25 protein-coding genes are annotated in these 26,753 nt (G+C 39.7%); 23 read left to right on the top strand and 2 right to left on the bottom strand.

Annotated features, from left to right (window positions below):
• Positions 1-4 precede the first annotated feature (4 nt).
• The 14 genes from EO112_RS01645 (at position 5) to EO112_RS01580 (ending at position 12,651) form a co-directional block, all read left to right on the top strand.
• Complete coding sequence (locus EO112_RS01645; protein WP_062403195.1) at positions 5-379, top strand: hypothetical protein; 375 nt, start codon at positions 5-7, stop codon at positions 377-379.
• Positions 380-398: 19 nt separating this feature from the next.
• Positions 399-767, top strand: coding sequence for an arsenate reductase family protein (locus tag EO112_RS01640; protein WP_126940971.1), 369 nt, complete (start codon positions 399-401; stop codon positions 765-767).
• A gap of 107 nt (positions 768-874) precedes the next feature.
• Positions 875-1,333: a ribosome maturation factor RimP gene (rimP, locus tag EO112_RS01635; protein WP_009372209.1), complete on the top strand. Its 459-nt coding sequence runs from the start codon at positions 875-877 to the stop codon at positions 1,331-1,333.
• Between the two features lie 12 nt (positions 1,334-1,345).
• The gene (gene nusA / locus EO112_RS01630) at positions 1,346-2,443 is read left to right on the top strand and encodes a transcription termination factor NusA (RefSeq protein ID WP_009372179.1); all 1,098 of its coding nucleotides are present in this window, start codon (positions 1,346-1,348) and stop codon (positions 2,441-2,443) included.
• Position 2,444: 1 nt separating this feature from the next.
• Entirely contained in the window at positions 2,445-2,711 is a 267-nt protein-coding gene (gene rnpM, locus EO112_RS01625) for an RNase P modulator RnpM (protein ID WP_038145077.1), read from the top strand.
• A complete protein-coding gene (locus tag EO112_RS01620; RefSeq protein ID WP_127162600.1) occupies positions 2,704-3,015 on the top strand; it encodes a ribosomal L7Ae/L30e/S12e/Gadd45 family protein in 312 nt (103 codons plus the stop codon). The genes rnpM and EO112_RS01620 overlap by 8 nt, the downstream gene beginning before the upstream one ends.
• 13 nt (positions 3,016-3,028) lie before the next feature.
• Positions 3,029-5,683 (top strand): translation initiation factor IF-2, encoded by a 2,655-nt coding sequence (gene infB / locus EO112_RS01615; RefSeq protein ID WP_127162597.1) that lies wholly within the window; start codon positions 3,029-3,031, stop codon positions 5,681-5,683.
• 9 nt (positions 5,684-5,692) lie between these two features.
• The gene (gene rbfA, locus EO112_RS01610) at positions 5,693-6,043 is read left to right on the top strand and encodes a 30S ribosome-binding factor RbfA (protein WP_009372220.1); all 351 of its coding nucleotides are present in this window, start codon (positions 5,693-5,695) and stop codon (positions 6,041-6,043) included.
• Positions 6,043-6,984, top strand: coding sequence for a bifunctional oligoribonuclease/PAP phosphatase NrnA (locus EO112_RS01605; RefSeq protein ID WP_127162595.1), 942 nt, complete (start codon positions 6,043-6,045; stop codon positions 6,982-6,984). Before rbfA ends, EO112_RS01605 begins: the two co-directional genes overlap by 1 nt.
• Positions 6,984-7,883 (top strand): tRNA pseudouridine(55) synthase TruB, encoded by a 900-nt coding sequence (gene truB, locus EO112_RS01600; protein WP_127162593.1) that lies wholly within the window; start codon positions 6,984-6,986, stop codon positions 7,881-7,883. Before EO112_RS01605 ends, truB begins: the two co-directional genes overlap by 1 nt.
• A 250-nt stretch (positions 7,884-8,133) precedes the next feature.
• The gene (locus EO112_RS01595; RefSeq protein WP_009354001.1) at positions 8,134-9,075 is read left to right on the top strand and encodes a bifunctional riboflavin kinase/FAD synthetase; all 942 of its coding nucleotides are present in this window, start codon (positions 8,134-8,136) and stop codon (positions 9,073-9,075) included.
• An 11-nt stretch (positions 9,076-9,086) separates the two neighbouring features.
• A complete protein-coding gene (locus EO112_RS01590; RefSeq protein ID WP_127162591.1) occupies positions 9,087-9,854 on the top strand; it encodes a shikimate kinase in 768 nt (255 codons plus the stop codon).
• Positions 9,851-11,998: an ATP-dependent RecD-like DNA helicase gene (locus EO112_RS01585; RefSeq protein WP_127162589.1), complete on the top strand. Its 2,148-nt coding sequence runs from the start codon at positions 9,851-9,853 to the stop codon at positions 11,996-11,998. Before EO112_RS01590 ends, EO112_RS01585 begins: the two co-directional genes overlap by 4 nt.
• On the top strand, positions 11,998-12,651 hold the full coding sequence (locus EO112_RS01580; protein ID WP_127011119.1) for a ComF family protein: 654 nt from the start codon (positions 11,998-12,000) through the stop codon (positions 12,649-12,651). The genes EO112_RS01585 and EO112_RS01580 overlap by 1 nt, the downstream gene beginning before the upstream one ends.
• A 3-nt stretch (positions 12,652-12,654) precedes the next feature.
• Here the strand turns inward: EO112_RS01580 and EO112_RS01575 are convergent, their stop codons facing one another.
• Complete coding sequence (locus tag EO112_RS01575) at positions 12,655-13,257, bottom strand: HD-GYP domain-containing protein (RefSeq protein WP_009372171.1); 603 nt, start codon at positions 13,255-13,257, stop codon at positions 12,655-12,657.
• 739 nt (positions 13,258-13,996) lie between these two features.
• On the opposite strand from EO112_RS01575, the gene EO112_RS01570 reads away from it, so the two are divergent.
• The 5 genes from EO112_RS01570 (at position 13,997) to hpf (ending at position 17,813) form a co-directional block, all read left to right on the top strand.
• The gene (locus tag EO112_RS01570) at positions 13,997-14,812 is read left to right on the top strand and encodes a basic amino acid ABC transporter substrate-binding protein (RefSeq protein ID WP_369813347.1); all 816 of its coding nucleotides are present in this window, start codon (positions 13,997-13,999) and stop codon (positions 14,810-14,812) included.
• 64 nt (positions 14,813-14,876) lie between these two features.
• Positions 14,877-15,560 (top strand): amino acid ABC transporter permease, encoded by a 684-nt coding sequence (locus EO112_RS01565; protein ID WP_009372151.1) that lies wholly within the window; start codon positions 14,877-14,879, stop codon positions 15,558-15,560.
• Entirely contained in the window at positions 15,557-16,279 is a 723-nt protein-coding gene (locus EO112_RS01560) for an amino acid ABC transporter ATP-binding protein (protein ID WP_127162587.1), read from the top strand. The genes EO112_RS01565 and EO112_RS01560 overlap by 4 nt, the downstream gene beginning before the upstream one ends.
• Before the next feature lie 641 nt (positions 16,280-16,920).
• Entirely contained in the window at positions 16,921-17,118 is a 198-nt protein-coding gene (locus EO112_RS01555) for a cold shock domain-containing protein (RefSeq protein WP_009354004.1), read from the top strand.
• Positions 17,119-17,279: 161 nt separating this feature from the next.
• Entirely contained in the window at positions 17,280-17,813 is a 534-nt protein-coding gene (hpf, locus tag EO112_RS01550) for a ribosome hibernation-promoting factor, HPF/YfiA family (protein WP_009372200.1), read from the top strand.
• Between the two features lie 183 nt (positions 17,814-17,996).
• Here hpf and EO112_RS01545 read toward each other — a convergent pair whose 3' ends face one another.
• On the bottom strand, positions 17,997-21,929 hold the full coding sequence (locus tag EO112_RS01545; RefSeq protein ID WP_127162585.1) for a phosphoribosylformylglycinamidine synthase: 3,933 nt from the start codon (positions 21,927-21,929) through the stop codon (positions 17,997-17,999).
• Between the two features lie 234 nt (positions 21,930-22,163).
• Between EO112_RS01545 and EO112_RS01540 the strand changes: the two genes are divergently transcribed.
• The 4 genes from EO112_RS01540 to purD are packed head-to-tail and all read left to right on the top strand — an operon-like array spanning position 22,164 to position 26,708.
• Positions 22,164-23,720, top strand: a complete 1,557-nt coding sequence (locus tag EO112_RS01540) for an amidophosphoribosyltransferase (protein ID WP_127062459.1) — start codon at positions 22,164-22,166, stop codon at positions 23,718-23,720.
• A complete protein-coding gene (gene purM, locus EO112_RS01535) occupies positions 23,710-24,771 on the top strand; it encodes a phosphoribosylformylglycinamidine cyclo-ligase (protein ID WP_127162583.1) in 1,062 nt (353 codons plus the stop codon). Before EO112_RS01540 ends, purM begins: the two co-directional genes overlap by 11 nt.
• Positions 24,764-25,387 (top strand): phosphoribosylglycinamide formyltransferase, encoded by a 624-nt coding sequence (gene purN, locus EO112_RS01530; protein ID WP_127011113.1) that lies wholly within the window; start codon positions 24,764-24,766, stop codon positions 25,385-25,387. Before purM ends, purN begins: the two co-directional genes overlap by 8 nt.
• Positions 25,388-25,406: 19 nt before the next feature.
• Positions 25,407-26,708 (top strand): phosphoribosylamine--glycine ligase, encoded by a 1,302-nt coding sequence (gene purD / locus EO112_RS01525; protein ID WP_062403151.1) that lies wholly within the window; start codon positions 25,407-25,409, stop codon positions 26,706-26,708.
• Positions 26,709-26,753 lie beyond the last annotated feature (45 nt).

Below are 26,753 nucleotides of genomic sequence, written 5' to 3'. Positions count from 1 at the left end.
TCCTATGACAACACATGGTGAAATGGAACGTGTGAAGGTAGATATTTTTAGTATGACTAAAGATGAAGCAGCGCAATTTATCGAGGATAAGGCATACTTTATGATGACTTTGCGTAAATTGATGTATGAATATTGCCCTATTGTAAAAGTAGAGCGATTTGATCCTGCGGAAGGTGAAAGTATTTCGGGGTACTTGACGGAAGATCTAGAACAAGCACAAACTCCAGTCTTATCTGTGGTGTTAGATCCCTTTGAAGTTTCTGCTATGAAAGTAGCAGAAGAACGAGGTAAATTAAAAGAGTATGTCTTTGCGGCTAGCGAAATGACAGAAGTTTTATTACAGGTATTAAAAGAAAAATTTTCTAATGGTGAAATATAGTAATTGGAGGGACAGAGAAATGTTATATATTGAATATCCAAAATGTACGACTTGCAAACGAGCAAAAAAATATTTAGATGATCATGGTATTCACTATACCCATCGTGATATTAAAGAAGAAAACCCAACAGCGGAAGAATTAGGTGTATGGTATCCAAAAAGCAAGAAAGCAGATATTAAAGCCTTCTTTAATACATCTGGTCAAATTTATCGTGGAGAAGGTATTAAAGATAAATTACCAACTATGACAGAGGACGAGAAGTTAGCCTTATTAGCAACGAATGGCATGTTGGTGAAACGTCCTATTTTGGTCTTAGACGATACAGTGCTTGTAGGATTCAAAGAACAAGAATGGGAAGATGCCTTAAAACGTAATGGTTTACTGTAGCTATTTTTAGTTAGTTGTGGTATACTAGAAGTAACTTTTATAGAATCTATTAAAAGAGTGAGCTGCGGCTCACTCTTTCTCTTATACTAATGCAGGGAGGGGATAAGATGAAACGTGACGCCGTAGAGGAATTTGTGTCCGAAGTAGTAGAAACGATTATAGAGTCTACGGAGTTAGAGCTTGTAGATGTGGAGTATGTGCATGAGCGGGAATGGTACTTGCGTGTATTTTTAGACAAAGAGGGTGGCATCGACTTAGATGACTGCCAAATGGTGAGTGAAAAATTAAGCGAAGTATTAGATGCAAAAGACCCAATCAAAGAAAATTACTTGTTAGAAGTATCTTCTCCAGGATTGGATCGAGTGTTGAAAAAAGAAAAAGATTTCATTCGCTACCATGGACGTGATGTGGATATTCAATTGTTTAAACCTATTGATGGTAAAAAGCAATACACAGGATCTTTGCAAGGCTATTCTGATGAAGTCATCACGATTCAGGTGCAAGAAGAACGTATTGATCTAGAACGTGCAGCTATTGCACAAATTCGTTTACATTTAGATTTTTAAGGGAGGAAACCAGTGAGTCAAGAATTAGTACAAGCGGTATTAGCAGTTACTAAACAAAAAGGGGTGGCACCAGAGATTATTTTTGATTCTCTTGAAGTGGCATTATTACAAGCCTATCGTAAAGAGGTGGGAGCAAATCAAGAGGCATATATTTATTTCAATCGTGAAACAGGTGATTATAAAGTGTTGGCTAAGAAAACAGTAGTGGACACGCCTGAAAATGAAGAAGTAGAAATTGCGTTAGTAGATGCTCGTCAATTGGATAAACGTATGGAAATCGGCGATATTATCGAAGTGGATGTAACGCCAAAAAACTTCGGTCGTAGTGCAGCCCATACGGCAAAACAATTGCTGATTCAACGCTTGAAAGAAGCAGAACGCAACATTGTCTATGATGAATATTCCAGCCGTGAAGGCGATATTTTGACTGGTTTGGTGGAACGTATTGAGGGTCGAAATGTATTCATTAATCTAGGAAAAACTGAGGCGATTTTACCTGTATCTGAGCAAATTCCTAGTGAAAGCTATGCTGTGGGAGACCGCATTAAATGCTATATTGTGGAAGTGAAAAAGACCACAAAAGGCCCTCAAATCATGATTTCCCGTACACATCCTGGTTTATTAAAACGCTTGTTTGAATTAGAAGTGCCAGAAATTGCAGAAGGTACAGTAGAATTGAAATCAGTAGCTCGTGAGCCAGGTATGCGTTCTAAAATTGCTGTTGTATCTCGCGAGGAAGAAGTGGATGCAGTAGGCGCATGTGTTGGTCCTAAAGGACAACGTGTACAAAATATCGTGGATGAGCTAAATGGCGAAAAAATAGATATTGTGAAATGGGATGAAGATCCAGCGGTATACATTGCCAATGCCTTAAGTCCAGCAAAAGTGGTAAGCGTAGTAGCTCGTGATGAAGAAAAAACATCTTCTGTTGTGGTGCCAGATTACCAACTTTCACTGGCTATCGGTAAAGCAGGGCAAAATGCCCGTTTAGCGGCGAAATTAACAAACTGGAAAATTGATATTAAAAGTGAAACACAAGCCGCTGAAGCCGGTGAATATGTGGAATCTGATGATATGATTTCCTTGGATGCTTTTGGAGATGAAGACTAATATGAAACAGAAGTCTCAGCCTATGCGAGTATGTGTGGGATGTGGAGAACTTCTTCCCAAGAAAGAGTTAACACGTGTTGTGTTGAGTCCAACGGGAGAGATTTCTATTGACCCCACAGGTAAAGCCCCTGGACGGGGAGCATATATGGAAATGAAAGTAGAATGCCTAGACATGGCGTATAAAGCCAAACGATTAGAGCGTTCGCTAAAACATAAAGTTTCACAAGAAATTTATGAATCTTTAAAGGAACAAATATCCCATGAATAAAGAAAAAGTGTTGAATATATTAGGATTAGCACAGCGAGCAGGTCGCTTATTATCAGGCGATTTTGTAGTGGAACGGTCCATGAAGCGGCAAGCCTATCCACTGTTGATTATGGCCGAAGATTGTGCGCAGAATAATGCTGAAAAATATATGCACTTAGCCGAGTCTCATCAGGTGCCCCTTCGTTTAGTAGGGACCAAAGAGGAACTAGGTAGAGCATTGGGAAAAGAAATGCGAGCAGTTATATTAGTAAATGATGCTGGATTTGCTAAATCCTTGCTAGCTGAAATAGATAAGAATCAGTAGAGGGGGAATGTAGATGTCCAAAAAAAGAGTATATGAAGTAGCAAAAGACCTAGGTGTAGAAAATAAAGTAGTGATTGATGCTTTAAAAAAGCACAATGTAGAAGTGAAAAGCCATATGAGTACAGTGGAGGATTCACAAGTATCTATGATTAAACAATCGTTAGCAGGTGGCGCTAAACAAGCACAAAGTGAAGCACCAAAAGCAACTCAACAAGCACCGCAAAAGAAAGTACACGAATACCGTCGCAATGAAGATAGCGAAAGACGTGGACCTAAACAAGATAGAAATAATCGCAATGATCGTAACGATCGTGGAGACCGTAATGACCGTGGTGAAAAGCGTGACCGTCCATTCAATCGTGATGGTAAAAATAATGGTCAACGAGATCATCGCAATGATAGAAATGACCGTGGAGACAATCGTTCTAACCAACGAAATGGTCAAAACCGTGATGGTCGTCGTCCAGAAGGTCGCAATGATCAACGTCAAGACAATCGTAATGGTGGTAATCGTCCTAACAATGGTGGCAGATTCGACCGCAATCATGATCGCAACAACAATCGTAGTAACGACCGTAATAATGATCGTAATAATGATCGTCGCAATGATGGACAACGTCGTGAACGCCGCTTAGAGATTCCACAAGTGGATCCAGCTCTTACTGTGAAAACAGAAGGTCGTGATCGTCAAGCGAGTCGTGAAGTGGATCGTCAAAAAGAAAATCGTCGTTTTGAATCTGAACATCGCAATGAAAATCGTAGCGAGCGTCGCAATAAAAAAGATAAAAAAGGCAAAAAAGGCGAACGTACTCAATCCTTAGTATCTTCTGCGTTGCAAAAAAATAAAAATAAGGTTAAGCAACGTAATGAGCAACACATCAAACAAAAAGAAGAAGAACGTCGTAAGGCTGAAGCAGCGATTGCTACGTCTATCGAACTGTCTGGGCCATTAACTGTTAAAGAATTGGCTGAAAAAATGGGTCGTGAAGTATCTGAAATCATCAAAAAATTGATGATGTTAGGTGTTATGGCTACCATCAACCAAGAAATTGATGTGGAAACTGCTATGGTATTAGCAGAAGATTTCGGCGTGGAAGTGGTAGAAGTAGAACCTGAACAAGATCCTACAGAAATCATCGAAATCGAGGATAGCCCAGAAAGCTTACAAGCTCGTCCACCAGTTGTTACCATCATGGGTCACGTTGACCATGGTAAAACATCTTTGTTGGACGTGATTCGTTCTACCAATGTAACAGCTTCTGAAGCAGGTGGTATTACGCAGCATATCGGTGCATACCAAGTTCGCTATGAAGGTAATAAAATTACATTCCTTGATACACCAGGCCATGAAGCTTTCACAGCGATGCGTTTGCGTGGTGCTCAGTCCACGGATATCGCAGTCCTTGTCGTAGCTGCTGATGATGGTGTTATGCCACAAACTATTGAGGCTATCAACCATGCTAAATCTGCAGAGGTGCCAATTATCGTAGCCATCAATAAAATGGATAAACCAGGAGCTAATCCTGACCATGTAAAACAACAATTGTCTGAACATGGTTTGTTACCAGAAGAATGGGGCGGTGATACTATCATGGTTCCTGTATCTGCAAAACAACGTCAAGGTATTGAAGATCTATTGGAAACTATCTTGTTGGTAGCAGAAGTACAAGAATTGAAAGCGAACCCTAACCGTAAGGCACAAGGTATCGTTATCGAAGCCCAATTGGATAAAGGCCGTGGTCCTGTATGTACAGTATTGGTACAAAAAGGTTCCTTACGTGTAGGGGAAACGATCCTTGCCGGCGTAGCCTACGGTAAAGTACGTGCTATGACGAATGAACGTGGAGAAAAAGTAAAAGTGGCTCGCCCATCTATGCCTGTGGAAATCTTAGGTTTATCTGATGTACCACAAGCTGGTGAAGTGATATTCGCTGTAGATGACAACGAAGCTCGTTCTATTGCAGAAAAACGTATTGAAAAACAACGCATTACTGAAATGAATGCGAAAACAAAAGTCACTCTTGATGATTTGTTCAACCAAATGCAACAAGGGGAATTGAAAGACTTAAATATTATTATCAAAGGTGACGTACAAGGTTCTGTAGAAGCGTTACGTCAATCCTTAGAGGGCATTAAAAACCCAGAAGTACGCATCAACATTATCCACAGTGCAGTAGGTGCCATCAACGAATCTGATGTGATGTTAGCCTCTGCATCGGGTGCGATTATTATCGGCTTTAACGTGCGTCCAGATGCAAATGTACGTAAAGAAGCAGAAAAAGAAAGTGTTGACCTTCGTACATACCGTGTCATCTACGATGCGATCAATGAAATCGAAGCCGCTATGCGTGGTATGTTAACTCCTGAATTTAAAGAAGTTATCTTAGGCCGTGCAGAAGTTCGTCAAGTAATTTCTACGCCGAAAGCTATCGTTGCGGGTTCCTATGTAACAGAAGGTAAAATCACGAATAACTCTGAAATTCGCTTAATCCGTGATGGTATCGTTATCCATGAAGGGCATATCGATTCCTTACGCCGTTTCAAAGATGAAGTGAAAGAAGTAGCTACCAGCTTTGAGTGTGGTATTTCCCTAGAACGTTACCGTGATGTGAAAGAAGGCGACGTGATCGAAGCGTACAAAATGGAAGAAATTGCCCCAGAATTATAGGAGGTATCCATGAGCGAAGTTCGTGTACGAAAATTACAAGAGTTTATTAAACAAGAAGCAAGTCAAATCTTACTGCGTGGGTTGAAAGACCCTCGTATTGGATTTGTTACTGTTACCGATGTACGTGTTACTGGCGATTTGCGAGAAGCTACGATTTATGTAAGCTTATTCGGTAGTGAGGCGGAGAAACAACAGTCTTTAGAGACTTTGCGTAGAAGCGCTGGCTACTTCCGCTCTGAACTAGGAAAGGTGCTTCAATTGCGCCATATTCCTAGCATTGCCTTTGATGCAGATACATCCTTAGATTACAGTATGCACATCGAAGGATTATTAAATTCTATTAAACAAGAGGAACAATAATGGCAAAAATTAGTATTGATCAACTAAAAACATCGATTGATACAGCCCATTCTATTCTTCTTACCGTTCATGTTAGTCCTGATGGAGATGCTATTGGTTCCATGCTCGCTATGTATGAAGCCTTGGTAGCCCAAGGGAAAGCAGTTCGCATGGTAGTAGATGATGTGATTCCTGAAAAGTTTTCTTTTCTTCCTCTATGCTCTAAGATTGAGCCTATTGAAAGTTTAGAAACCGGTTATACATCGGATATGCTACTTATTTTGGACGCTAGCACATTTGAACGAATTGGAGAAGTAGGTGTACGAGTGAGTGCACCTACTTTTAATATAGACCATCATATTTCTAATACAGAATTTGCAGGCGGCTTATATTTACGTCCTGATTTTTCTTCTACTGGAGAAACCGTGGCGTACCTATGTAAGATATGGAATTGGGAAATCACTCAATCGATGGGACAAGCTTTGTACATGGCTATGGCGACAGATACAGGGTTCTTTAAATTCTCTAATACAACAGCACATACGATGGAGATGGCAGGTCTATGTTTACAAGCAGGGGCACAGCCACATGTGATTTCTGAAGCCATAGAAATGGTAGAACCAGGTCGTATCGAGGTGATGAAACAGGTCTTAGATAATGTGTCCTTTCACCATGAAGGGCAAGTGGTATCCATGTGCTTGACATTACCGCTGATGGAGCGCATTGGAGATGATACCGATGGATTTGTGGACATGATTCGAAACATCAAAGGTGTGGATGTAGCTATCGTTTTAAAAGCGAAAACAGAGACGGTAACTCGTGCTAGCATTCGCTCCAAAGTGCGAGATGCAAATCAAATTGCTAGTCACTTTGGCGGTGGTGGGCATATTCGAGCAGCTGGCTGCTCTATCGAAAGTCCTATCCACGAAGCATTGGAACAAATCTTAGCGGTGATTGATTAATGGATGGTGTTATTTCTTTAATCAAGCCACCAGGCATCACGAGCCATGATGCGATCGGTATTTGTCGACGCATTTTGAAAGAGCGCCGTATCGGTCATAGTGGGACGTTAGATCCATTGGCGTATGGAGTGCTACCTATCTTTGTCGGAAAAGCCACTCGTGCCATCGAATACACAGAGTCCATTGGTAAAACCTATGTGGCGGAATGCAAATTTGGCGTTGAAACAGATACAGAAGATAGCACAGGGAATATATTACGTACTTTAGATAGTATTGAGGCTCCTAGTTGGGGTGAATTAGAACAAGCAGTGCAGTCCTTCCAAGGTTCGATTGAACAACAGCCATCTAAGTATTCTGCTATCAAAATCAATGGGCAACGTGCTTATGATTTAGCCCGTGCAGGAGTAGAATTTGAACTGCCATCTCGTTTTATTCATATCCATGACATCGAGTTACTGGCCTATGCATTTCCATTCTTTACCATTCGTGTACGATGTTCTGCGGGAACTTATGTGCGCGCTTTGTTACGGGATATATGTCAGCGATTGGGTCTATGTGGTATGATGACACAATTATGCCGTACCGCAGTAGGACAATGCAACATTGAACAGTCTGTGACCATCGAAGAACTAGAAACACTGGTGGAACAAGCTGTACAGCCAGTAGATACTTTGCTAATGCACTTGCCAGCGGTGTATATCAATGATATTAATCGAACACGCTTGGTGCAAGGGAAACAAGTTCCAATCCATACAATCAAACCGAATGGAACTTTCTGTGTGTCGCCAGATGAAATCACAGTAGATACATTAGTGAGAGCCTATGATGTGAATGGATTTATGAGTATCTTGCGACGATTGGATGATACTTTAAAAGTAGAGAAAAATATATACATATGATGTAAGTATAAAAATGGTCAGGAACCTCATGGGAACCTGACCATTTTCTTGTGTATACTATTTGATAGAAAAGCATCTTATATGGCGTGTATTATACTGAATAGGATATTACAAATAAAACTGTATATGGTGATATTGTATTTCTTTTAGAGAAATACATGTATACACTTTCTATAGTCTTCGGTTGTGTTATAATAAAGAATAAACGAAATAAAAGTTCTATTTCATATTTCAAAAGATAAGGATCAATATGAATATTTTATATACGATATCAGAGTTAGATACGATACAGGAACCCATTGTATATGGAATGGGAACCTTTGATGGACTGCATTTAGGTCATCAATCAATCATTAAGGAAGTCTGTGACAGCGCTAAGGCATGTCATGGAGTTTCTGTGATTGTTACCTTCGATGCCCATCCATTTACTATATTACAACCGAAACAAATTCCACCTCGTTTGTTACAACGAGAAGAACGATATGATATGTTACAGGCTATGGGTGTTGATTATATATTGGAGCTTCCTATGACTCAAGAATTAGTAGCGCAGTCAGGGGAAGATTTTATTCATAGTTTATGTGCTCATCGTGATGTACTGAAAATAGTAGTAGGTGCAAACTTTAATTTTGGATATAAAGGGTTAGGTAATTCTCAGTTAATTCGTCAGTTATATCCGTCTATTGAAGTGCATGATCAAGAATTGGTGCGTTATGATTGGATTGATGCGCCTATATCGAGTACTGCCATACGCAGTAGCATTTTACGTGGTGATATTGAATTAGCTAATACCATGCTAGGTAGACCTTACCGATTTACGGGCACAGTAGTGAAAGGGGATCAACGGGGGCGCACTTTGGGGTTTCCTACGTTAAACTTTCATTTTCCGGATACTATGGCAGCGCCAGCTGATGGTGTGTATGTAAACCAAGTATACATCGGTGGTAAATGGTATGGTGCAGTAGGTAATATGGGAGATAATCCAACTTTTACCAATCAATATCATCGTTTTGAAACCCATTTATTTGATTTTTCTGATGATGTATACGGAGAAGTGGCTACGGTAGAATTTCTTGCTTTTATCCGAGGAGAAGTAAAGTTTGATTCCCTGCAAGCCCTTATCGATCAAATGGAAGATGATAAGACCTTTGCATTAAAGCATTTACATAGTACTATCTATAAAAAATTCTAAGGAGTATATCTATGAAATTACAAGAAAATCGCCAAAAAATTGATGCTATTAATAAAGAAATGATTCGCCTCTTTGAAGAACGTTTGAGTATTGTGGTAGATATTGCAAAATATAAAGAAGAGCATCAGATGAAAATTCATGATGTACAAAGAGAGCAAGAAATCCTTGCATCGGCTGTACAAGCATTGGAAAAACCTGAATTAGCGGATTATGCAAAAGAGTTTATGAATGAGGTAATTCGTATTTCTAAAGAGTATGAAAAGAACCATGTTCATCAACATATTTTCTTAATTGGTATGCCTGGAGCAGGTAAAACAACGATTGGTAAAGCCTTAGCACAGGCATTAGGCTTAGAGTTCTTTGATGTGGATACAGAAATCCAAGAGCGTACAGGAAAATCCATTCAAAATATTATTATTCATGATGGAGAAGAAGAATTCCACCAATTAGAACTCAATGTAATTCAAGATTTAGTCAGCAAAAAAAATGCCAGTGTCATTGCTACAGGTGGTGGTACGGTATTGTGTGATGCCACAGCTGAACTGATGCGTGAATCTGGTTATGTGGTATTGATCCAACGAGATGTAAAACAAATCCTTGACGATTTAGATATGGAAATTCGTCCATTATTAAAAGAAAGTATTGAATATATTTTCCGACTATACGAAGAGCGTCAACCAATTTATGAACGTGTGAGTCACATTAAAATTGAAAATATTAGCAATGTAGCAGATGTGGTACAAGCTGTTATTTCTGCATTGCCCAATGCATCTCTATGATAACGGTATTAGGAACGGTATACCGTGTCATATATAAGTCCCCTCAAGAAGATTACTGTATATTTATCGTGCGGGATTATCAGGAAGATACTCATACTTGTACGGGAAATATAGCCCCTCCCAAAGTAGGGGAAGAGGTGGAAATTAAAGGTAAGTTTGTCATCCATAAAAGATATGGCAAACAGATTGCTGTCCAAAGCATACAACGTGTGATGCCAGATACCTTAGCAGGTGCTAGACGGTATTTAGAAAGTCTTAGTGTGAAAGGGTTAGGGCCTAAATCATTAGATAAGATGCTGAACTATTTTGGAATTTCTATTCTAGAAATTCTTAAAAACGAAAATCCTATGGAATTATTAGAAGTTCCTAATATATCCCTTAGAACAAAGCAAGAACTGTATAAGGTTTTGTTAGGTGAAGGAGTCCTGCAGGAAATTAATGATTTTTTTGCTAAATACAATATGAGTAATCGTTGGAGTCGCCAACTTTACGAAGTGTACGGTGCTAAAAGCATAGAAATGCTGCAAGATAATCCTTATTACCTATTGACGGTGGATACAAACTTGCCTTTTTCTGTAGTAGATCATTTTGCAGCAGAATTAGGATTTCCCTTTGATAATCCAAAGCGCATCGATGCAGGGATTCGCTTTACCATGGAGCAGATCGGATCTTCAGGGCATTCTTGTATGCCCGTAGAGGAATTGATGGTACAGTTGTCGAATCTATTAGGTGATGAGTATATCGATGTGATTGTAGACCGTTTAGAAACCTTAATTGAAACAAAGCGCTATGTACAGGTAGATCACGACGATGTACTGTATATCTACCACCCTACTGTGTATCGAGCAGAAGTAGACAGCGTAGATTTCACAGAAGCTTTCCTAGATAATGATGTACTACCTTTATTGGATGGTGATGATTTCTGCAAAAGTTATGAAATTAAGCATTCCATGGAGTTAGGGGTGGAGCAAAAGCAAGCTATTCATATGGCGCTTAGTCATCGATTCTCTATTATCACTGGAGGTCCAGGTACAGGAAAGACCACTATTATCAAAGCCTTAGTAGAAGGATTTCAGCAAGGAAATTTAAAACGTATTGTCCTCTGTGCGCCTACAGGACGAGCTACAAAACGTCTGTCGGAAGCGACGGGTATGGAGGCTTATACTATTCATCGCTTGCTAGAGCCAGAACTTGATAATACTATTTATACCTTTGCCCGGAATCAAGATGAGCCATTAGAGGTAGATGTAGTTATCGTTGATGAATCATCTATGCTTAATTTAGAGCTATACTATGCCCTGATACAGGCGATTCCACCTAGTGCTTATGTGGTCCTTGTGGGAGATGTGGATCAATTGCCACCTATTGGTGCGGGCTTTATTCTGCGAGATATGTTGACTAGTTCTGTAATACCTTATCAAGGGTTAACGCAGATTTATCGCCAACAAGAGGGGAATCGAATCATCGATAATGCCTACGCGATCAATCATGGTGAGATGCCCGATCTATCGAGTTGTGATGAATTTCAATTTGAAAGTGCTCATGATGTGGAAAGTGTCCTATTAGCGGTTACTAAGCATTATCGAGAGGAATTACAGTACGTAGAGTCTGACCTAGATATTCAAATCGTTTGTCCTATGCGTAAAGGCGTCATAGGTAGTGCGGCTATTTCTAAATATTTGCAAGAAGAATTGAATCCGAGAAGAAGTGGTGAAGAAGAATTAAAAGTAGATGGTACAGTGTATCGCATTGGAGATAAGATTATTCAAATGGAAAATAATTATGATCAAGATGTGTACAATGGAGAAATTGGTGTAATTACAGATATACTTGGCAAACAGGTACATGTAAAATTTCCAGATAAATCGATGACTCTTGACGAAGAAGATATGATGACGATGGCACTTGCTTATGCAATTACGGTTCATAAAGCACAGGGTAGTGAATATGAACGTATCATTCTACCATTTATTTCTGCCTATAATGTGATGTTACAGCGAAATCTACTCTATACAGCGATTACACGTGCTAAGGATAAGGTGTTACTTATCGGTAGCGAAACGGCTGTAGATACAGCGGTGAATCGAGTAGATACAAATTATCGATATACATTATTTAAAGAACGCTTAGAGGGGGCGATCTAATGAGATTATGGGACGTATTGTGTCCACCTACTTGTATCCATTGTGGTAAAGATGTATATACTCAAGGCGAGTGGTGTGATACATGTTTGCAAGCAGTTATGCATGAACGTTGTATAATAGGTCCAAAATTTTCTTCTTTAGAATGTATATATATTCTAGCAGATTATGTAGGTGGCATTAAAACCATGCTACACGATATAAAATTTAATGGAAAAAAGGAGCGAGCTCTAGGAGCCGCTCCTTTTTTACAACGTTTTACAGTTACTTGTTTGGATATGAAGTATGTACCAACCATTGTTGTACCTATTCCCATTAGTGAAAGCAAACGGAAACAACGGGGGTATAATCAAGTGGATGTGCTATTCAAAAGTTGGGTTATGCAACAAGGTTGGAATTGGGTAGATTTATTGTTGAAATTAGATGGATCTAAACCGATGTGGACATTGACAAAGGAAGAACGACGAAAAAATATGAAAGGTCATTTCTTAGTTCGTTCTACTATGGTGGATGCCTATGTAGACAAAGAAATCAGTATATTACTAGTGGATGACATCTATACAACAGGGGCCACCTTATTAGAAGCAACGGAGACAATCCATGCTGTCTTACCTAAAGCAAAGATAAAGGCTCTCACTTTAGCAAGTGGAGCCTAATGATTATCCTAATATTTCTATGAATGCTTTCACCACATCTGGATCAAATTGTGTGCCAGAGTGTCTAAATAGTTCTTGTTTGATCTCGCTACGAGGTTGTAGGCTTGTATCTGAAGCTGGATCGATGGCTGTTACGTAGTAATCAGCAATACCAATAATGCGAGCTCCTAATGGAATATTGGCACCTCGTAAGTGTTTTGGAAAACCTGTGCCATCCCAACGCTCATGATGGTATTTAACGTAAGGGATGATAGGTTGACAACATGGATAGTTTTCAATCATGCTAGCCCCAAATACAGGATGTTGCTTGTATTTGGATAATTCCTGACGGTTGAAGTAGGGAAACTTCATCAAGGTAGTGGTAGGTAAGCAAATTAAGCCTAAATCGTGTAAACACGCTGCGTGGCGAATCAATTCGATTTCACCTTTTGGCAAACCCATTTTAGCAGCAATGGCTACAGCATAATTGGCAACCTGTACTGAATGCACATATAAAGTTTGGCTTTTCATCTGAATCATTTGTAAGAGCTGTAAGGTTACTAACTCTAAGGTGCTTTTATCTTGTTCGTAAGCCCCTGATTCTTGAATTAATGATAACATAAACATGTGCAAACCCTTCCTAACAAACAGAAACGGTGTACTCTCTTTTGGAAAACCACCGTTTTTATATTCTTCGTTTACTTAAGTACACACATTATACAATAAAATTCTATCCTTGAATATACCCTATAGAGTGGACAAAAATGTACTGAAAAGTTCTCATCATTTACATAAAAAGTGAGAATGTGATAAACATGGGATGGAGTAAAGCTGATGTATATTTGATGAAAAAAAGCAAGTCTTTTTTATAAATGTACTATATAAAAATGATATAAGTAAAATGAAAAATATCATGATAGTTCCTAAGTGACAAAAGTGAAAAATATAGATATAATAAGAGTACATAACGGGTCTGTGGTTGAAAGTCGAGGCCAGTCGCAGGCGAAACGATCCACATAAGCAATGAGAAATTGTGAGCATGGTGCGGCTTAGATGTAAGACCTGCCGACAAAATATGTCGAGAGGGGTAGTAGTGGGGAGCATGGCTTAAGAGCGAACCTTCCAGCAGGCGAGTGTGGGGGCAAAGACCAGGTCAGCCGTATGAAACACAGCAGAAATTGTTCTGCTGTGTATTTTTTTATGCTTTTTTGGTATATCAGTTTCTATATATTGCTTATACAATTTAACAAATATAACAAGAATTAATAAAAATACAAAATATATGTAAATTTATGTTGACTAAATATTCGTATAGATGTATAATTAGTGCATAAGATATACATAAGATATTTAATAAAGGAGACCAATTATGAAAGCAAATGTAAAAAAATTAATATGTACGGGCTTATTAGCTTTAGGTGTAGTAGCACTACTAGGGGGATGTGGCTCTCAAGGAGGAGACCAAGTACAAAAAGGAAGTGTCTTGAAGATAGGCACTAATGCAACGTTTGTACCGTTTGAGTTTAAGCAAGAAGGATCCGAAGAATTACAAGGTTTTGACATCGATGTAGCTAAAGAAATTGCGAAACGGACGGGGAAAACTATTGAATTTAAAAATGTTCCTTTTGATGCACTAGTACCAGCTTTAGATAATGGCGAAATTGATTTAGCAGCATCGGGGATGACCATTACAAAAGCACGGATGGAAAAAGTTGGTTTCAGTATGCCTTATTATGAATCTGGTATGGCTGTGGTTGTCAAGGAAAGTAGCGTTATTAAAAGTTTAGATGATTTGACAGGAAAAACGATTGCCGTACAAATGGGTACTACAGGGGCAGACTTAGCAAACAAAATCAATGGAGCTATAGTAAAAAACTTTGACCATACTAGCGATGCTTTATTAGAATTACAAAATGGTGGTGTAGAAGGGGCCTTAATTGATTTGCCAGTGGCTCAGTATTACGTAGCCAAACATAGTGATCAACACTTAACGATTATCGCTTATCCAAATACGAAAGAATACTTTGGTTTAGCTATGAATAAAAAGAATAAAGACCTAGTAGATAGTGTAAATAAAGCATTGACAGAGATGAAGCAAGATGGTACTTTAAATAAGATATACCAAACATGGTTTAAAACTGACATGCCTAAGGATATTCCCGTGACATACGAAGGAAAATAATGTACTATATAAGGAGGCTTTGTGCCTCCTTATCTGTGTTGAATGAAAGGATGGATAGGTAACGATGGATTTTAATTGGCAGTTAATTGTCGACTCTTTACCCCTGTTAATTGGAGGGGCTGGAATTACAATTCAAATTACCCTCATGAGTGTGGGCTTTGGTTTCTTTATTGGACTAGTAGTGGCGCTGATGAACTTATCACGATTTAAAGTGATTCGTTTGATCGCAAAATGTTATGTAGAACTATTTCGTGGCACACCACTATTAGTACAAATCTTTATGATTTACTTTGGTGGTCCTAAATTATTGGGGGCTATCGTTAATGCCAATGGTGCGCCAGAACCAATTGGGCCCTATTTAGCCGCCGTCTTGGCTTGTTCTATAAACTCTGGTGCTTATGTTTCAGAAATTTTCCGTGCCGGTATCCAATCTATTAATAAAGGTCAAATGGAAGCAGGTCGCTCTTTAGGTTTAACTTGGTTCCAAACGATGCGCTATGTTATTATGCCACAAGCTTTCAAAGCTATCATTCCACCATTGGGCAATGAATTTATTGCTATGTTGAAAGATACTTCTCTAGTAGCAGTTATTGGTTTTGAAGAATTGACACGTCGAGGACAATTAATTATCGCTCGTACCTACGGTTCCTTTGAAATTTGGACAGCCGTAGCGGTGATTTACTTGATTATGACATTAACCATTTCCCGACTCGTAGCGTACTTAGAAAGGAAATATAATATCAAATGATTCAATTACAGAATGTACATAAATACTTTGGACAATTGCATGTCTTAAAAGGCGTTTCTACAGAAATCGATGCTGGTGAAGTAGTGGTTATTATTGGACCATCTGGCTCTGGTAAAAGTACTGTATTGCGCTGTATGAACTATTTAGAAGAACCAACAGAAGGTGACGTGATTGTAGATGGCAAGAACTTAAATGTGAAAGAAAACATCAACAACGTACGCGCTGAAGTGGGCATGGTATTCCAGCGGTTTAATCTATTTCCTCATATGACTGTGCTAGATAATATTACTTTAGCACCACAAAAAATTAGAGGACTTTCAAAATCTGAAGCGGAAAGCATTGCTCGTGATTTATTGGGAAAAGTAGGTTTATCCGATAAAGCAGAGGCGTACCCAGAACAATTATCTGGGGGGCAGCAACAGCGTGTAGCCATTGCTAGAGCGTTAGCGATGAAACCAAAAGTCATGCTTTTTGACGAACCTACATCAGCGTTAGATCCAGAGATGGTTAGTGAAGTATTAGACGTTATGAAAGATTTGGCTAAAGAGGGGATGACTATGGTCATCGTTACTCATGAAATGAGCTTTGCCAAAGAAGTAGCTACACGTGTATTATTTGTAGATGGTGGCGAAATTTTGGAAGAAGGAACACCAGCAGAAGTATTCGATACTCCAAAACATGAACGAACAAAGTCTTTCTTATCAAAAGTTATTCGATAAGACGATATCAGAGAAATATAACTACCCTATATACGGAGTTTCCTATGTAGGGTAGTTTTTTGTTGTGAAATTAAGTATGATATTTAAAATTTTACTAATGAATTGATTGGTATCCCTAGACCTATATGTACTGCTATAAATAGATATATGTAATCATATATCCATTATATGTTGTAAGGAGTATATCGTTTTAGATAGTAGTGATATTTATTTGTATGAGTATAAAATATAGTGAATAACTTACGCAAAAAGAATAATTATGGTATTGTTTCATAATTGTTTATAAAATAAAATAATTATTAAAATGATGCGCATATGGAATAAATACAACGATATGAATAAAATAGACAAATTCAATCTTGATAATTGACATTATTCATAGATTTATAAAAATAAGGTATAATGTGAATATAAATTGAAAAATATAATGGATATATGAAGCGTAAAATATACCCTAAATGTTTATATTATTAGTATAGAATGAAATAATTGATTAATAGTTTCGTTAAATTATATCGATATGTTATATACTTGAAAATAAAGTGATATTTTGATTGACATCATACATATATAGTGATAACATGAAAGCAAGATTTAGATACTCTAAATCGCTTGCAGTATTAAAGGTAGGAGGAATTATCATGCTTGGGAAAGTAAAATGGTTCAGTGCAGAAAAAGGTTATGGCTTTATTGAAAGAGAAGATGGCAGCGATGTATTCGTTCATTTTTCTGCAATCCAAGAAGATGGCTTTAAGTCTTTATCCGAAGGACAACAAGTAGAATTTGAAATCGTAGATGGCAACCGTGGTCTTCAAGCGGCTAACGTATATAAAGCATAATTTATGAACAAAGCTTAGGGATTCCTAAATAGGGTCCCTAAGTTTTTTTACTTTCACTAAATGTAGAAAAAATATAGAAAAATAAAAAAGGGTTTTCATACTTTCATGTAGAATTATATACATATAGCAACACTATATGTTACACAGAAAGGGTGACGACTATGAAAGTATCTGTAAGAGGAAAAAATCTTGAAGTGACAGCTGCCTTGCGTGAATATATTGAAAAACGGTTGGAAAAGTTATCCCGTTATTTTGAAACACCAGTTACGGTTCAAGTTGTGTTATCTTTAGAAAAAGAAGAGCGTAAAGTAGAAGTGACATGTTTTGTAGAAAGCGTAGTATTGCGTGGTGTAGAGAGTCACTTAGATATGTATGCTGCTATCGATTTAGTGGTGGATAAAATTGTTCGTCAAATCCATAAACATAAAACACGGTTAGCGAAACGATTCCGTAAAGAAACTGGATTCCATGTAGATGTGACACCTGTGGAAGCGATTCCAGAAGAAAAGGAATTAGAAGTAGTACGTCGCAAAAACTTTACTGTACGTCCTATGAGCGTGGAAGAAGCAATTTTACAAATGAATCTATTGGAACATGACTTCTTTATGTTCTTCAATGAAGATACTGAAATCATGAACGTTGTATATCGTCGACATGATGGCAAATATGGTTTGTTAGAACCAGAAGTGGGTTAATTATAATTCATACATCATATATCATATATAAAGGGCTATGATACCATGTGTTACATGTTGTCATAGCCTCTTTTTTGTAAAGCCATATAACGATAGAGGAAGATGGATGCTTTTACTCCATCTTCCTCTATTTGTGTTTTTCAGTTTTTTTATAGTTTGGACTTAGGTTACCGAGCGAGAGTACTAATCTATAAAGTAGTGCACGCCTGATGCAAAAATAGGCATTACAAGGTTACCATTGATATTTTTATGTATACCATGGCCCAGGCGTTCTATATGAGCCATTTTCCCTAATACTCTACCATCAGGGCTTAATAATCCTTCTACAGCACCTATAGATTGGTTAGGGTTCCATTGTGGATCATAGGTAGTATTACCCACTAGGTCTACATATTGTGTGGCAACTTGCCCCTGAGTATAGAGTTCTTCTACTTGTTCTGTTGTAGCCAGTAAACGACCTTCTCCATGAGAAATAGGGACTGTGTAGATGTCGCCTATGTGACAAGCACTGAGCCATGGTGAATTTGTGGATACAACCTTAGTATGGACTATCGTAGAAATGTGACGTCCTATTGTATTGTACGTTAAGGTAGGACTGGTTTTCTCCAATGGTTGGATATGGCCTGTTGGGACTAATCCAAGCTTAATTAGTGCTTGAAATCCATTGCATATACCAAGCACTAAACCATCACGCTTGTATAATAGATTTTCTAAAGATTCTTGCAAGTATGGATTGTGAAACAGGGTAGCTATAAATTTGCCAGATCCAGCTGGTTCATCACCGCAACTAAAACCACCAGGGAAACATACAATTTGAGCACTGTCTATACTGCGTTTTAAGGCTTGAATAGATTCTTGTAATTCTTGACTGCTTCGATTGCGAATGACAAGAGTTTCTATCTTGGCACCATGCTCTGTGAAAGCCCGTGCAGATTCATATTCACAATTGGTGCCAGGGAATACAGGAATCAGCACTTTAGGATGAGATAGAGAAGTATACTTACTACATGGTTTGCTTTGTGTAGTGTGTAGTAGTTTGCTGTCAGCAGAGGTACTGGTATCGCCGAAGTTTTTTTCTTTTGCGTAGATAGGAAAGATAGATGCTAAGGTGCTTTCATAGGAATTGGTTAAGTCATCTAATGAGATAGTGGTATCTCCCATCACAATAGAAGGGTCTTCTTGTGTAGTGCCAATATGGTACATGTGAGGTAAGTCCCTTAATGCCTGAGCTGTCACAGTATCCACCTCTATGAGGAAGGAACCACGGAAGGGGTAGAACAACATATCTTCAGGAGTTAGAGCAGCATGGGGACTATCATTCTCTGATGTATTGGAACTATGATTCTCTGATGTATTGGCACAGGATTGAGGTATACTTGTTTGGTCTAGTTCTCGTTTTTTATGCGTAGAAGATACAGCCATAACTAGTCTTTGCAGTTCGTCTTTATGGTAGATACAGCCAATGGCATTGCCTAGACAAGCTTTCACCGTAGCGGGTCCGATGCCATCCTGTTCTACGACATACGCACTATACACTTGTTGCGTGATATTGTAGGAACGCAAGGTTTTACAATGTGCTTTAAAGGCGGCCCAATTAGGTGTACCATCAGAGCACTCTGGTACATACAGAAATAGGATATGATGGTGTGCTTCATGAAAGTGGGGGGATAGTATGCGGTTGACCTCCTCGGTGGTGACGGCAAAAGAAATAAGAGTAGGTGGCACATGGATCTCTTGGAATGTACCGCTCATAGAATCTTTGCCACCAATAGAGGCTACATCTAATTGGTGTTGCGCCTCATAGGCGCCCAACAGAGCAGATACCACTTTACCCCAGGACATAGGACTGTTGAGTTTTTCAAAATATTCTTGAAAACTTAGATAGGCTTTAGAGATATCTCCTCCTAAAGCGGCTAATTTTGCTAAGCTAAGGAGTACCGCATATTGAGCGCCATGGTAAGGACTCCATTCTGATAGATATGGATCAAAACCATGAGTCATGATACTAGCAGTCGTGGTAGTTCCCTGTAATACAGGAAGTTTTGCTACCATCCCTTGGACAGGAGTTTTCAAATAGGTTCCGCTGAAAGGAAAGAGTACTGTATTTCCACCTACGGTAGAGTCAAACATAGCTCGTAATCCTTCTTGGGAGGTACTGTTCAAATCTTGCAAGGCTTGATGAAAGCGTGTTTCTATGGAAGCTTTGGTTGTTGTAGAGAGGAAAGATAGATTCGTAATAAACGAAGGAGAGGGAGTTGTTCTTGGAGATACGATATGAGCTGTAGTACTTTGTGTAGCTCCATTTGTAGCTAAGAACTGACGATGTAGGTTGACGATAATTTCTCCTTGAAAGTCCATCACTAGGCGTCCAGTATTTGTCACTTCTCCTACAATAGTAGCCTCCAAATTTTCCTCTGCACAATAGGATTGGATTCGTTTCCATTGGCTAGGATCAATAATGCAAGCCATTCTTTCTTGGGATTCTGAGATGGCTAGCTCTGTTCCAGTGAGCCCAGTGTATTTTGTAGGTATCGTATCTAGGTATATATGAATGCTATCTGCGAGTTCTCCAATAGCAACGGCTACACCGCCTGCTCCAAAGTCGTTACATCTCTTGATAGATTGTGTCACCTCTGGATTGCGGAATAGGCGTTGAATTTTTCGTTCTGTCACAGGATTTCCTTTTTGCACTTCTGCACCACAGATAGAGAGAGAGTCTTTCGTATGTATTTTAGAAGAGCCTGTAGCACCGCCACAGCCATCACGGCCAGTTTTACCGCCTAGTAAGATAATGAGATCTCCGGGGATGGGGTTTTCACGATGTACATGAGATCGCGGGACAGCACCGATGACAGCACCTACTTCTAAACGTTTAGCTCGATAGGAGTCGTGGTAATACTCACGTACTTCCCCTGTAGGAACGCCAATTTGGTTGCCGTAGGAAGAAAAACCTTTGGCAGCTGTGGTTGTGATGTAGGATTGTGGTAATTTACCGAGCAAAGTATGCTCTTTTGAGACTAAAGGGTTACCAGATCCAGTGATACGCATGGCTTGGTATACATAGGCACGACCACTGAGAGGATCTCGAATACAGCCACCTAAACAAGTAGCAGCACCACCGAAAGGTTCGATTTCAGTGGGGTGATTATGGGTTTCGTTTTTGAACAATAACAGCCATTCTTCTTTTTTACCATCCACCTGCACCGGAACAATGATGGTGCACGCATTGATTTCGTCCGACACATCTAATTGATTTAGTTTGCCTTGATGACGAAGTTCTTGCATAGCCATTGTGGCCATGTCCATTAATGTGGGTACTACATTGCTCGATGGATTCAGTTGTTGTTTTGTTTCAAGATAGGTTTGATACGTTTTTTGAATCGGCTTGGTAAGGGCAGACTCATCAAAGGTAATCTCCGTTAATTGGGTATTAAATGTAGTGTGGCGACAATGATCTGACCAATAGGTATCTAATACACGAATTTCAGTCACTGTTGGGTTGCGATGCTCTTTTTGAAAATACCTTTGAATACATAGTAGGTCTTCTAGAGTCATGGCCAATTGCATAGAGTGAAGGAGTTCTTCTAGCTTTATTTTCGTCAGGGTGGTGAACTCCTCTATGTGCGAAGTTTCTGGAACTACCGGTGTTACTATATCTAGCGCTATAGGAAGGTCCATGGAGCTTTCATAGGCATCGATAGATTGCAAAAGATATTGTCGAGCTGTATCTATATGTGTTTTAGTTAGGGGGCCCCTTAAGACATAGATTCGTGCAGTACGTACTGTACTATGATCATGATTGGTGAGGATGGAGAGGCATTGCTCTGCAGCATCAGCACGCTGGTCATATTGACCTAGCGTAGGTGCAATAGCAATGGGATGGTCTAGGGCGGACAGGTTTAATGTAGTACAAGTAGTTTCTATGGGAGGTTCAGAAAAAATGAGGGTTTTAGCGCGTTCAAACTCTGATTCTGTGATTCCAGAGATGTCGTATCGTTCGTAGATTGTGAGGTCGGTGAGAGGAATCTGCAAGTCTTGTTGAAAGGTCGCAAGTAGTTGCTGTGACTCTTGTGATGTGGTAGTGCGAGGAGTGACAAATAGACGGAATATGTGCATACATAGCCTCCTTTATATGTTAATAGGATGGTGGTGGAGTTCTTACTACATCCTATAGTATGTTTGTTAGCGTTCCATACATGACTTCTTATATCTTAAGTATACCACGTTTTTTGTTGATTCCCTGAGTTTGTATTGAAGATAGCTGTGTAGCAAGTTATAATAGAGATAGTTTGACATTTGATAATTTGTCCGTGTGCACGATATGAGTAGAGTATGACTCTAGGGGGCATAATGAAATATGATGGTATGTTAGATACATGGCATGAGGAATGCGGAGTCTTTGGAGTCTATGACAAGTCCTCTACCATCGGGACAACTATATATGAAGGACTTGTGGCGTTACAGCACCGAGGGCAAGAGGGAGCGGGGATCGCTGTTGTTCATGAATCACAGATAGATGTGGTGAAAGGACCAGGGCTCGTGAAAGAGGCCTTACAGGATGTTTCTTTCTTAGAAGGTCATATAGGAATTGGACATGTACGGTATTCTACGACAGGTATAGAGAATCCTTGTGATGTACAACCCATTGTAGGAACATCACCGTGGGGTACATTTGCAGTGGCTCATAATGGGAATTTGACGAATGCCCAAGTGTTACGTCGTGAGTTGGAAACCCAAGGCTGTGTATTTACGACCACAATGGATTCAGAAGTCATCGTCCATTTGATTAAATGCTCCAATGAATTGACCATCCTAGGTGCTATTCAGCAAGCTTGTGCGCGATTAGAAGGCGCCTTTTCGTTGACGATTGTTGCCAATGAGAAGCTGATAGGTGTACGAGATCCTCATGGATATCGTCCTCTTTGCGTAGGTCGTACGACCCATGGGTATGTACTTGCCTCTGAAAGTTGCGCTATAGACGCTATAGAGGGGACTTTCATTCGTGATGTAAGGCCTGGTGAAATAATTCTTATTGATGGAACAGATTTCTGCAGTGTACCGTATCACTCCAGTATAAGATACGAAGTCTCGGACTACCAAAATACTGAGGGTGGTATACAGAGTAGAACTATTTCTCGAGGTGGGGTTGAGGGATTAGAAAATAAAGAAAAAACAAAACAATTACATGTAGGAAGTGCAGGCATAGAACAACAGGAGGTAGTGGAACAACATACTTGCGTGTTTGAATATATTTATTTTGCACATCCTACCAGTGTTATCGATGGGCAAGGTGTATCAGAAGCAAGGGTAGCTATGGGACGTCAGCTGGCAAAAGAAACACAATATGAAGCGGATATTGTTATGCCCATACCTAATTCAGGAACTTTGTCTGCTCAGGGATATGCAGAGGAATCTGGTATTCCCTATAGGGAAGGGTTAGTGAGGAATCCGAAGGTATTGCGGACTTTCATAGAACCCAACCAAATTAGTCGAGAGGAAGCGGTGCGTAAAAAGTTTAGTATTGTTCCTGATGTGGTACAAGGAAAGCGTATTGTTCTTATTGATGATTCCATTGTACGAGGCACCACAAGTCGATATATCGTTTCCATGTTACGACAAGCGGGAGCGAAAGAAATCTATTTGTGTTTAACTTCTGAACCTATTCGGTATCCTTGCTATTTTGGTATCGATACATCTGATGCAGAAGAGTTGTTAGCTCATCGATATTCCATAGAAGAAATCAGTCAATATATTGGCGTTGATCGTTTATATTATTTGTCTCATGAAGGATTGATGCAGTCTATGAAACAATTAGAAGTACCGCATTTGTGTGTGGCTTGTTTTACTGGAGAGTATCCAAGTCCTGTAGGGGATGAGTATACCAAGGGAGGTACTTATGTCTGTTGATAATACACCTGTTACTTATTTAGATGCTGGCGTGGATGTAGAAGCGGGGAACCAGCTCATTCAAAAGATTAAACACCGTGTGGAACGCACCTATACACCGGGTGTACTAGGATCTCTAGGTGGTTTTAGTGGGCTCTATTCTTTGGCACAGTACACCATGAAAGAACCCATTCTTGTATCGAGTACGGATGGGGTGGGTACGAAAATTCGCTTTGCCGTCCTCATGAATAAGCATCGCCAGATTGGTCAAGATTGTGTGGCTATGAGTGTGAACGATGTGGTAGCACAGGGGGCGACTCCTTTATTTTTCCTAGACTACATTGCAGTCGGTAAATTGGAACATAATCATATTGAAAGTATCATTGATGGTATCGGCGAAGCTTGTGAAGAATCTGGGTGTGCTTTAATCGGTGGAGAAACATCGGAAATGTCTAGTTTCTACGGAGATGGCAATTATGATTTGGCTGGCTTTGCAGTAGGGATTGTAGATAAGGACCGATGCATTACGGGAGCTTCTATCGAGGCAGGAGATATGGTGCTAGGTTTACCTTCATCAGGTTTACACTCCAATGGATTTTCCTTAGTACGCCATATCATTTTAGATAAACAACAAATGCCATTGGACACCTATGTAGACGAGTTAGGTCGCACCATTGGAGAAGAAGTATTAACACCAACGAAACTGTATGTAAAACCTATTCTATCACTACTGAAAGAACAGTTAGTGAAGGGGATGGCTCATATAACAGGGGGATCTTTCTACGACAATATTCCTCGCATATTACCAAAGGGGTTATCTGTTACGATTCATAGTGATGCCTGGCCAGTACCATCTATTTTTAAGCTATTACAAGAATGGGGACATGTGGAAACGAGAGAAATGTATCATACTTTCAATATGGGCATAGGTATGGTGCTAGTAGTGAAGCCAGAGTTAGTAGAACGAGTCGTAGAAGTGTTGCAAGAGCAAGGGGAAGTGGTGTACTCCATTGGACTTGTTACAGAAGGGCAGGGAGATGTGACGATTCTTGGTGAGGCATTCCATGGGTAAACGATTGGCTCTATTTGGCAGTGGCAGAGGGTCTAATGGAGAAGCCATCTATAAGGCCATAGAAGCGGGGTATATAGAGGGTGAAATAGTTCTTATCATTAGTGATAGACCCAATGTGGGTATTGTGGAGAAAGGACGTGCTTGGTACATTCCTGTACACATAGTAGAGCCTGCCAACTATGGTACTGAAGCAGCCTGGACACAAGCTATGCTAGATTTGTTACAAGAATATGAAGTGGAGGGCATCTTGTTAGCTGGGTATATGCGTATATTACCACCTACATTTGTGCAAGCGTACAGAGGAAACATCTTGAACATACATCCCTCCTTATTGCCAGCCTTTACAGGCTTACAGGCACAGAAGCAAGCCTTACTAAAAGGCGTAACATACACAGGATGTACCGTTCATTTTGTGGATGAAGGCATGGATACGGGTCCTATCATTGCGCAGGCGGTGGTACCTGTCTATGAAGATGACACGGTGGATACTTTATCAACACGAATCTTGCATGAAGAGCATCGCATCTACCCAGAGGCGGTGCGATTATTTTGCGAGGATGCCTTGAATATAGTGGGATCTCGTGTTGTCATTAAGAAACAAGCTATTATAAAATAGTTTATATTGAGAGGTATCTATGAAAGTATGTATTATTGGCAATGGTGGTCGTGAACACGCATTAGCTTGGAAATTGCACCATAGCCCATCTGTAACAGATGTTTATGTAGTACCAGGAAATGCGGGTATGGCATCCGTAGCAACTATGGTAGAAATAGATTGGAAACATCAAGAAAAATTGATGCCTTGGTTGGTTGAACATCAGATTGATTTAGTGGTAATAGGTCCAGAACTCCCTTTAGTAGAGGGACTTAGCGATGCGATCCGAGCCGTAGGGATTCCTGTGTTTGGACCATCCAAGCAGGCTTCTCGATTAGAAGGGTCTAAGTCGTTTGCAAAAGAATTAATGCGTCGATATGAGATTCCTACGGCAAAGTATGAGGTTTGCCAAGATGTAGAAACTGGAAAAGGCATTATTCATCAATGGGGTGTACCTATTGTATTAAAGAGAGATGGCCTCTGGGGCGGTAAAGGTGTCACTATTTGTGAGACTTTCACAGACGCAGAACGAGTGTTGAAAGAAATGCTGAATAGTTCGGAAGAAAGCGTTGTGATTGAGGAATATATGCGAGGACAGGAGGTATCCTTGTTGTCCTTTGTGGACGGTACTCACGTCTTACCTATGATAGGAGCAAGAGATCATAAACGATTGTTAGACCATGATGAAGGTCCAAATACAGGAGGAATGGGCGCCTATGCACCGGTGCCAGAACTGGATGGCACTTTGGAACAAACCATAGTAGACGCAATAGTAAAACCTATCGTGAAAGCCATGGCAGAAGAAGGTCATCCATATGTAGGGTGCTTGTACACAGGTCTAATGCTTACCGAGGAAGGACCGAAAGTAGTAGAGTTCAATGCTCGCTTCGGAGATCCAGAAACACAAGTGATATTGCCATTATTGCAGAGTGATTTAGGAGTCATCATGTATGCCACAGCTACGGGACAATTAGAGGGGATATCCTTGGAATGGTCGAAACAATACGCTTCCTGTGTTATCTTAGCATCCGAAGGATATCCACAGCAGACCTTGACAGGTCAAAGAATCACAGGAGATATTCATACTATGGATACTGTATCAATGGTATTTCACTCTGGTACAACATATGAAACAGATCACTATGTAACGCAAGGTGGTCGTGTATTAGGTGTTGTAGGGTTGGGGAATACATTGGAACAATCCTTAGAACATGCTTATGAACGTGTATCCATGATTGACTTTGAGGGACGACAGTATCGTAAGGACATCGGTGAATCGAGTATTGGATTTTGTATACATACGCAATATAGAAAAAATTCGATAGATAAAGAATATAATTAGTGATATAATAACAAAAGAATATGTTAGTTATTTAATGATATATAT

Source organism: Veillonella sp. VA141 (assembly GCF_003992175.1).
In the GTDB taxonomy this organism is placed as follows: domain Bacteria; phylum Bacillota; class Negativicutes; order Veillonellales; family Veillonellaceae; genus F0422.
This window is presented reverse-complemented; position numbering and strand designations above follow the sequence as displayed.